Source organism: Sulfuricurvum sp. RIFOXYD12_FULL_44_77, assembly GCF_001830725.1.
GTDB lineage: Bacteria > Campylobacterota > Campylobacteria > Campylobacterales > Sulfurimonadaceae > Sulfuricurvum > Sulfuricurvum kujiense_A.
In genome coordinates this window covers 1-1489 of sequence record NZ_MIBU01000257.1, presented here as the reverse complement: position 1 = coordinate 1489, position 1489 = coordinate 1, and the positions used below count along the sequence as shown (strand labels likewise).

General features: G+C 48.5%; 2 protein-coding genes. Both read right to left on the bottom strand.

Annotated elements, in window-relative coordinates; genetic code table 11:
• Positions 1-407, bottom strand: a 407-nt coding sequence (locus A2517_RS09075) for a laccase domain-containing protein (RefSeq protein WP_294896272.1), incomplete at its 3' end; no start/stop codon positions are given.
• A 35-nt stretch (positions 408-442) separates the two neighbouring features.
• On the bottom strand, positions 443-1489 hold a 1047-nt coding region (locus tag A2517_RS09070), incomplete at its 5' end, for a methyl-accepting chemotaxis protein (protein ID WP_294896270.1).

Sequence of the window (1489 nt, the reverse complement as noted above, 5' to 3'; positions counted from 1 at the left end):
GCATGCAGTGCCCCAGAGCGTCCCGCATGGACTGCCCCTATCGCTTGTTGGATCGGATCGTAGAGCAATACCCCCGTACAATCGGCACTCATCACCATGAGCGGAGTGTTTGTGCGGTTGGTGATGAGGGCATCGCATTCGGGGGGTGCATCGAAAGTGAGGGTTTCATCAACGATAACGATCCGATCGGAGTGGATTTGGCGCATATGGATGAGAGAGTGACGATTGAAACCTAGTTTATCGGCAAGAAGATCGTGATTTTTTACAACGTCTTCGGGATTATCTCCGACATGAAACGCGAGATTGGCATCAGTATAGGGAGCTTTGGAAATACCGCCGTGCCGTGAGGTAAAGGCGGCGGTAATAGCGGAAAATGACGCTAAAAGAGCGGGAGAGACGGTTTTCATGGGATGAGTATACCGTGGCTCTCTTTTGGAAAGACTTATGTTCTATAGGTAGAAATTTGTGCCGTCATCTCAGCGGCTACGTGGTGTAGATGCTCAGCTGCCGCCGCGATCTCTTCCACATTTCGGACATTGGATGCCGACATGACACTGATCTTATTGATCTCATCAATGATAACATCGTTACGTTTGGTATTGCTTTCCGCTTTCTGTGCGACTTCGTGCATCCCCTCAACCGTATCTGTAAGGGTATTGACCGCCATCTCAGTATACGATTCGACTTCACTTGAGAGATGGGAGAGTTTTTCCATACGGTGAACATTGTCATTCATTTGCTCCGACATATCCATAATGGACTGGACAATGACATTCACGGTTGCATTCGTCTCGACAAGGCTCTTTTGGGTCCGTTCGGCGAGTTTGCGTACTTCATCGGCTACTACGGCAAAACCGCGACCATGTTCACCTGCCCGTGCTGCTTCGATAGCCGCATTGAGTGCCAAAAGGTTTGTTTGATCGGCAATATCGGAGATAACCGTGAGGACGTTTTTCACTTGTTCCGCTTCATGGGTTAGGGAGTTTAGTTTTTCGTTCATCGCGGCTTCAATCTCTACCGTTTGATTAAGTGATTCAACCGTCTCTTTGAGAGCGCTCTGGGCTGCGTTGAGGTTGGTTCGCGCATTGGTTGCCATATCGCTTACTTCATGGGTTCGAATAACGGCTTCGTTCATCTCATTTTTAATGATATTAGCGTTTTCGGTGGTTTCTGTGACTATTTTAGAAGCATCTTCCGCCTGCTTACCGATCGATAAGGTGGTTGCGGAGAGTTCTGTAGCCACAGAGAGATTTTCGGATGAGGAGTGCTGCGCCGTGGCAAACGTATCACGCAGCGCATTGGTCAGTGCGTTGATATTGTCGGCGACTTCGGTCAGCTCATTTTTACCCGGGAGTGTTATCGCATGGGTGAGATCTTTGTTGCTTACCATCGTATGGACGTTTTCATTCAATGTTTTAACGGCGCGGCTGATGGTAGAGGTTGTTAAATAGGCTACAATCAATCCGATGAGGGTTGAAAACACCCCTAA